The sequence below is a fragment of the Bathymodiolus azoricus thioautotrophic gill symbiont genome, assembly GCF_001298715.1.
In the GTDB taxonomy this organism is placed as follows: Bacteria; Pseudomonadota; Gammaproteobacteria; order PS1; family Pseudothioglobaceae; genus Thiodubiliella.
This window is the reverse complement of the sequence record NZ_CDSC02000079.1, coordinates 1-7,487: the sequence shown is the minus strand read 5'-3', so window position 1 is coordinate 7,487 and position 7,487 is coordinate 1. Positions and strand designations below refer to the sequence as shown.

The window sequence follows — 7,487 nt, the reverse complement described above, 5'->3', positions numbered from 1 at the left end:
GGTTGTCATTTAGATGCACATATGATTGGGCATACTTTTAAGTCTTTAAAAATCGAAGAAGATAGTGTTTTATTTATTGAAAATGTGGGTAATCTTGTCTGCCCTGCGGCGTTTGATTTGGGTGAATATTGCAAGGTGGCTATTTTGTCTGTTACCGAAGGTGAAGACAAACCGCTTAAATATCCCGATATGTTTGCAGCATCAGATTTAATGCTACTTAATAAGATTGATTTACTACCACATCTTAATTTTGATGTAGAGCAATGCATAAAGTATGCTCGCCAAGTCAACCCTAAAATTCAAATCCTGCAAATATCTGCTACCACAGGTGAAGGTATGAACAAATGGTATGCGTGGCTAAAAGCGCAAATGAGCAGTATTATTGCACTTAAAGGCTAAATCAGTGTATCGAAAACCAGTCAAAGCAAAGATATTAATTGTTGATGGTCATAAATCTGATAGGGATCTTTATGCAGTGGCACTTGGTCAGAATTTTAAGTGTTATTTTGTTGACAGCATTCAAGACGCTTGGGAAATATTATATGAGTACCCCATTCAGGTTATTATTGCCGATGAAGTGATAGAAAAAACCACGGGTGTAGATTTTTTAATACAGGTTCAAAAGCAATATCCAGAAGTTGTGCGCTTAATGATTGCAGATTTTGAAAATATGCAATTGTGTGTATTAGGTAACACAGCAGGGATTTATCAATTTCTTTACAAACCTTGGCGGCCTGATAATTTAAGGCTTATTGTTGGTAATGCAGTTAAAATTTTTAATTTACAGGATAAAAATAAAATAGCACCTTTAGAATTTAAAGGTAACTTGTCAAAAAGAACAACTGCCACCATTAAGCCCGCTAAAAAACAAAAAGACAGTTGCAAAAAATATGCTTTTGATCAATTAGTGCGTTCTGAAAAAAGCCCGTTAAATGGTTTATGCGCCGATATTCAGAAATTTTCAAATTATGACATTCCTGTTTTAATTTATGGAGAATCTGGCACGGGAAAGGAATTGTTTGCTCGTGCAATTCATCACTATAGCGCTAGAGCAAGTAAGCCTTTGATTATTGAGAATTGTGCGGCTTTGCCAGATGATTTACTAGAAAGTGAATTATTTGGACATGTTAAAGGTGCTTTTACTGGCGCCTATAACGATAAAACAGGATTGTTAGAGCGTGCCAATGGTGGCACGGTTTTTTTAGATGAAATAGGTGATATATCACCTGCCTTTCAAGTTAAATTACTCCGCGCTTTACAGGAAAAAACAATCCGTAAATTAGGTGGGAATCGTTATATATCTATTGACATTAGAGTCATTTCTGCAACCAATAAAAATTTAAAAGAAGAAATAAAGGCAAATAATTTCAGAGAAGACTTGTTTTATAGATTGGCAGGTATGGAATTTAAAATTCCACCTTTAAGGGAAAGGAAGGAAGATATTTTGCCTATTTGCATGAATATTATAAAGCAAGGAAATCTGTTATTTGATAAGCATATTTCTGAGGTTGACAACAATGCAAAGAAGGCGTTAGAGCGCTATCCTTGGCCTGGAAATGTGAGAGAACTACAAAATGAAATCCAAAGAACAATGGTTTTAAGTGAATCCGATATAATTACTTATGTGAGTTTGTCGGCTAAATTAAAGGAGAAAAAATAATGTGTTTAGGCGTTCCAGCACAAATTAAAAAAATTATTGATGCAGACAACCAAATTGCATTGGTTGATTTATCGGGAGTCTCTAGAGAGATAAACATTGCCTGTGTATTAAACAAAGATTATCAAGCACAAGATTTAATTGATAAATGGGTATTGGTTCATGTTGGTTTTGCACTCAGTATAGTTGATGAAGAAGAAGCACAAAAAACGCTCAAAATATTAGCTGAAATTGGCGAATTATCTGCAGCTATTGAGGATATAAAGCAGGGGAGTAAATAATGAAATATGTTGATGAATTTAGAGATCCGAAGCAAGCCAAGAAAATTCTAAAAGAGATAGAGATACTTTGCCTGGAAATTGAATTATCGGAAGACCGCCCCATTCAAATTATGGAAGTATGTGGTGGACATACGCACTCTATTTTTCGTTATGGTTTAAATCAATTATTACCTAAAAAATTAGACTTTGTGCACGGACCTGGTTGCCCCGTATGTGTTTTACCAAGATCTGTGGTGGATAACTGCATTAGCATTGCCAATAATAAAGATGTAATTTTTACCACTTTTGGCGATGCAATGCGTGTACCTGGTAGTAAACAAAGTTTGCTTGATTTAAAAGCTGAAGGTGCTGATATTCGAATGGTTTATTCTCCTTTAGATGCACTCACAATTGCAAAAAACAATCCGGAAAAAAGAGTGGTGTTTTTTGGTTTGGGATTTGAAACCACCATGCCATCCACTGCATTATCAATAATGCAGGCAAAGAAAATAGAAGTAAATAATTTTTATTTATTTTGCAACCACATTACTATTATCCCTACAATTAAAGCTGTATTGGACTCTCCAGGTATGCGAATTGACGGATTTTTAGGCCCTGGACATGTGAGTTTAATTATCGGAACCAAGCCTTATGATTTTATTGCTGATGAGTATCATAAACCACTGGTTGCGGCAGGTTTTGAGCCCTTAGATATCTTACAATCTGTGTGGATGATTCTTAAGCAACTTAAAAATGGTGAGGCAAAAATCGAAAATCAGTACAAGCGTTTAGTACTGGATGACGGCAATGCCAGTGCATTAGATCCAATCTCAGAAGTGTTTGAATTGCGAGACTTTTTTGAATGGCGGGGCTTGGGGTCAATCAACCACTCAGGGGTAAAAATTAATAATAAATACCGTGATTTTGATGCTGAAGTTGAGTTTAAACTCAAAGAAGTAACAGTAACTGACCCAGATGTTTGTCAATGTGGCGAAGTATTAAAAGGCATTTTAAAGCCTTGGGAGTGTAAAGTATTTGGTAAAGAATGCACGCCAGAAATCCCATTAGGTGCCTTGATGGTTTCTACTGAAGGTGCTTGTTCAGCACATTATTCTTATGGGCAAAATATTGACTTAATCAACAAAAAGTAATGAATAAAAAATACAACGGTAAAAAAATTACCATGGCACATGGCAGTGGTGGCAAGTCAAGTAGCGATTTAATAAAAGATATTTTCGTGGATACATTTAACAATGATTATCTATCTACAATGGAAGATCAGGCGCGTTTTGATATGCCAAAAGGACAGCTTGCTTTAACAACAGATAGTTTTGTGGTTAGCCCGTTGTTTTTTAAAGGTGGTGATATTGGCAAACTTGCTATTACAGGTACAGTAAACGACTTAGCAATGAGTGGTGCAAAGCCTTTGTATTTGACTTGCGGGTTGATTCTCGAAGAAGGGTTTCCGATTGAGACTTTAGACCAAATTATAAAATCTATGCAAAAAACTGCCGAGGAAGCGGATGTTAAAATCGTTTGTGGCGATACCAAAGTAGTAGAAAAAGGTAGCGCTGATCAAATATTTATTAACACTGCTGGTGTTGGTGTGATTGAAGGTGATGTGAGCATTCATTCAAATAATGCACAAGTTGGCGATAAAATTATTGTCAATGGTTTTATTGGTGACCATGGGGCGACCATTATGCAACACAGGGCAGAACTTGCTATTTCTGCTGATATTAGTAGCGACTGCCAAGTGTTAAATCATTTAGTGCAAAAAACACTCAATCTTCCAGGCGCTATTCATGCGATGCGTGATGCTACTCGAGGGGGCGTTGCAACAGTATTAAATGAAATTGCTCAAGACTCCAAGGTCTCTATTTTGGTTCAGGAAGACAGTTTACCAATTCGGATACCAACCCGTGGCGTTTGTGAAATTTTAGGCTTAGATCCATTATATTTGGCAAATGAAGGCACCTTGGTTTGTGTAGTAGATAAAGAATATGTCGACCAAGTATTGAAAATCATGCAACAAACTAAAGAAGGTGAAAACGCCTGTATTATTGGTGAAGTTTTTGACAGTCCTAAGGGCGTTGTAGCACTTAATACGCTATTTGGCGGCACTAAGATTATTGATAAACTTGTTGGCGACCAGTTCCCTAGAATTTGTTAAATATCAATGTTAATATTAAAATCAAGAGAAAATTATGAATAAAACAAAAAATATTAAAACCAATAAAGAACAAGTAGACAAAGGATTTATAGAAATGGCAGATGTGTTTATTGTAGAGGCAAATCAATTGTGTGAAGTCAAAGATCCTGATCATCAACTTGTGAATGCAGCGTTGCTTTATGCATCAGCACGCTTTAGCACTTTTATTACCGCCTCTCTTGCTGAGACAAAAGAAAACTATCAAAAAAATATTGATTCAGCGGTTGATTTCTACACCAAGGAATTTAATAAAATGCTTAAAGAACACATGAAACAATACAAAGTGGTGTTTGACAAAAAACCAAGTGTTAAAAGATAATAAACTCTCCATGGGGGTAATCGTTGATAAAAAAATAACTGTTTCTGGCGCTGTTCAAGGGGTTGGATTCCGTCCTTTTATCTACAATACTGCACAACAATTAGGCGTTGTGGGTGAGGTTTATAATAATAGCGCTGGTGTAGTTATTATTATCCAATGCTCGCAAGTGCAATTCAATTTTTTTTTATCAACGCTCAAAAACAACATTCCGACACTCGCTTCAATTACAGATATTGCCATTGAAGATTGTCAAATCAACACATATTTAGATTTTAATATCACTCACAGCAGAAATGGAAAAAATACGACAGTAGTTTTGCCTGATGCCTGCATTTGTGCCGAGTGCATTAACGATATTATTGATAAGAATAATCGTCGTTATGGTTATGCGTTTACCAATTGCACTAATTGCGGACCCCGATTTTCTATTATCAAAAAAATCCCTTATGATAGAAAATCTACCAGTATGGCGTGTTTTACTATGTGTCAAAAATGCCAGCAAGAATACCAAAACCCAAACGATAGGCGTTTTCATGCACAGCCTAATGCTTGTAGTGAGTGTGGCCCACAATTACAATTAACCGACTCAGAAGGTGAAGATATTGTCACTAATGATACTATTAAAAAAACTGCTGATCTTTTAAAACAAGGCAAAATCATTGCCATTAAGGGTGTTGGTGGCTTTCATTTGGCGTGTTTGGCAAGCTCTAAATCAGCAGTAGCAGAACTACGAAAAAGAAAACACAGAGCCCACAAACCTTTTGCTTTAATGGCTAAAGATGTAGAAATGGTGCAAAAATACTGTCAAGTTTCACAGCAAGAAGAGCAATTATTAACCAGCAATGCCGCACCGATTGTCTTGCTAATAATTAAAAATAATACACCTTCATCATTAGTTGCGCCCAAGCAAAAAAAATTAGGTTTTATGTTGCCCTACACACCATTACATTATTTGTTATTGCAACAATTTGACGAACCTTTAGTGCTGACTTCTGGCAACAAAAGCCATAATCCTCAAATTACAGATAACCAAGTTGCATTACAGGAATTAACCAATATCACAGATTATTTTCTAATGCACAATCGTGATATTGTTAACCGTCTTGATGATTCTGTCGTGCAATATGTTGCCAATGAAACTACCATAATTCGTAGGGCAAGAGGTTATGCACCTAGTACTTTGCCCTTACCTCATGGTTTCGAAGGTCATCAAGGTTTATTGGCAGTAGGCGCAGAATTAAAAAATACTTTTTGTCTGATCACCAATAATAACGCTATTATATCGCAACATATTGGTGATTTAAAAACCTTGGAAAGTTATCAAGATTTTCAAGATAATATTGCGTTATATCAGCAATTATATGAAAGTAAAATCAAACACTTAGTGTGTGATTTGCATCCCGAATACCTATCCTCTAAATATGCAGATAATTATGCGGAAAATAACAACATAAAGTTGAGTATAGTGCAGCATCATCATGCTCATATTGCTGCTTGTTTATTTGAAAATGGTAGGGCAATTAGCGATGATAAGGTGCTTGGTGTAGCTTGGGATGGACTTGGTTTAGGGGCAGACAATAATTTATGGGGTGGTGAATTTCTATTAGCAGATTACTCAAGCTTTAAGCGTTTGGCATATTTTGAATATATTCCTTTGCTGGGCGGAGATAAGGCACAAACTGAGCCGTGGCGTATGGCATATGCATACTTAAAACACTATAAAATACCAGCTGATGGTTATTTTTCAGGCAAGCCTACTACAGATTTTGACGCATTATTAGCCAGTAATATGGCGCTAAATTACACCTCATCAGTCGGGCGGTTGTTTGACGCTGTGGCTTATTTACTAGATATTTGCACAGACAAAATTAGTTATGAGGCGCAAGCGGCAATTGAGCTGGAAAATATGGCAGATGCATGTATTATCACAGGAGAACAGCCTGCTTATGAATTTGGATTAAAAAAAATAAAAAATCATTTTTATATTGACAGTAAAAAATTCTGGATTTCAATTATAAAAGATCTTGAAAATAAAGTTAAAAATGAAGATATTGCCTACCGATTTCATTTATCACTTGCCAAATTACTAGTAGATATTGTATTGCAATTACAACAAATATATCAATTTAATACTGTAGTATTGTCAGGCGGAGTATTTCACAATCAATTATTGTTAACATTGGTTAATAAATTATTTACCAAGATAAAAGGTATTACTCTATTGACGCATTCAAAATTACCTTTTGGCGATGGTAGTGTCAGTTTAGGGCAAGCGGCAATTAGCATCGCAAGGGAGGAAAAATATGGATAACAATAAAACATTGTCAGGGCTATATCCTTTTTTAGATAAAAATAAAAAAGAGGTTAATATAGAATTATTACTTTCTTCAATCCATAAAAAAGTTGCTGATAGTGTCAAAGCAAAGCAAGATTTTTTTCAAAAAAATGATCGTAAGATTCTACAAGCTGCACAAATGATTGCAAAATGTTACCAGCAAAATGGACATTTATTTGCCATGGGCAATGGTGGATCTGCTTGTGATGCTGCGCATATTGCTACTGAATTTATGCACCCAGTAACCACAGGCAGAAAAGCATTAGGATTCACCAATCTCACTGCTGATATTGCTACAATGACAGCAGTTGCAAATGATGTAGGCGGTGAGCATATTTTTTTACGCCAATTATTGTGTTTAGCTCAAAAAAACGATGTTTTAATTGGGTTCTCCACCAGCGGCAACTCAGATAATTTAATTAAAGCCTTTGAGTGTGCAAAAGAAATGGGGTTGTCTACTATCGGGTTTTCTGGGCAAACAGGTGGAAAAATAGCAAAAAGTAACAGCGTAGATATTTGTTTAACCGTGGAAACAAACAGTATTCACAGAGTGCAAGAATCTCATTTAACCACTTATCATATTCTTTGGGACTTGGTGCATAGTTTACTTTGAAAAATTCGAGCAAGTTAAACTTAACTTGACAATTCGGAGTAAAAAATATGCGCAAAAGAACGCAATTGAACCCGAATAAGAAGAAGGTTTC

The 7,487-nt window shown here is 35.8% G+C and carries 8 protein-coding genes; all 8 read left to right on the top strand.

The genetic code is table 11. The features are described 5' to 3' along the window. Positions 1–399: hydrogenase nickel incorporation protein HypB (gene hypB / locus BAZSYMA_RS01695; RefSeq protein ID WP_090714962.1), on the top strand; the 399-nt coding region annotated here is incomplete at its 5' end. A gap of 4 nt (positions 400–403) precedes the next feature. After that, positions 404–1,660, top strand: a complete 1,257-nt coding sequence (locus BAZSYMA_RS01690; RefSeq protein ID WP_195910041.1) for a sigma-54-dependent transcriptional regulator — start codon at positions 404–406, stop codon at positions 1,658–1,660. After that, positions 1,660–1,938, top strand: a complete 279-nt coding sequence (locus tag BAZSYMA_RS01685; RefSeq protein WP_090714958.1) for a HypC/HybG/HupF family hydrogenase formation chaperone — start codon at positions 1,660–1,662, stop codon at positions 1,936–1,938. Before BAZSYMA_RS01690 ends, BAZSYMA_RS01685 begins: the two co-directional genes overlap by 1 nt. After that, positions 1,938–3,068, top strand: a complete 1,131-nt coding sequence (gene hypD, locus BAZSYMA_RS01680) for a hydrogenase formation protein HypD (protein ID WP_090714956.1) — start codon at positions 1,938–1,940, stop codon at positions 3,066–3,068. The genes BAZSYMA_RS01685 and hypD overlap by 1 nt, the downstream gene beginning before the upstream one ends. After that, positions 3,068–4,090, top strand: coding sequence for a hydrogenase expression/formation protein HypE (gene hypE, locus BAZSYMA_RS01675; RefSeq protein ID WP_090714954.1), 1,023 nt, complete (start codon positions 3,068–3,070; stop codon positions 4,088–4,090). The genes hypD and hypE overlap by 1 nt, the downstream gene beginning before the upstream one ends. A gap of 34 nt (positions 4,091–4,124) precedes the next feature. Further along, positions 4,125–4,448 carry a DUF3144 domain-containing protein gene (locus BAZSYMA_RS01670; protein WP_090714952.1) on the top strand — a complete coding sequence of 108 codons (324 nt, stop codon included), beginning with the start codon at positions 4,125–4,127 and terminating at the stop codon, positions 4,446–4,448. Continuing rightward, positions 4,420–6,759 carry a carbamoyltransferase HypF gene (gene hypF, locus BAZSYMA_RS01665; RefSeq protein ID WP_090714951.1) on the top strand — a complete coding sequence of 780 codons (2,340 nt, stop codon included), beginning with the start codon at positions 4,420–4,422 and terminating at the stop codon, positions 6,757–6,759. Before BAZSYMA_RS01670 ends, hypF begins: the two co-directional genes overlap by 29 nt. After that, positions 6,752–7,396 carry a D-sedoheptulose-7-phosphate isomerase gene (locus tag BAZSYMA_RS01660; RefSeq protein ID WP_090714948.1) on the top strand — a complete coding sequence of 215 codons (645 nt, stop codon included), beginning with the start codon at positions 6,752–6,754 and terminating at the stop codon, positions 7,394–7,396. The genes hypF and BAZSYMA_RS01660 overlap by 8 nt, the downstream gene beginning before the upstream one ends. Positions 7,397–7,487: the final 91 nt, after the last annotated feature.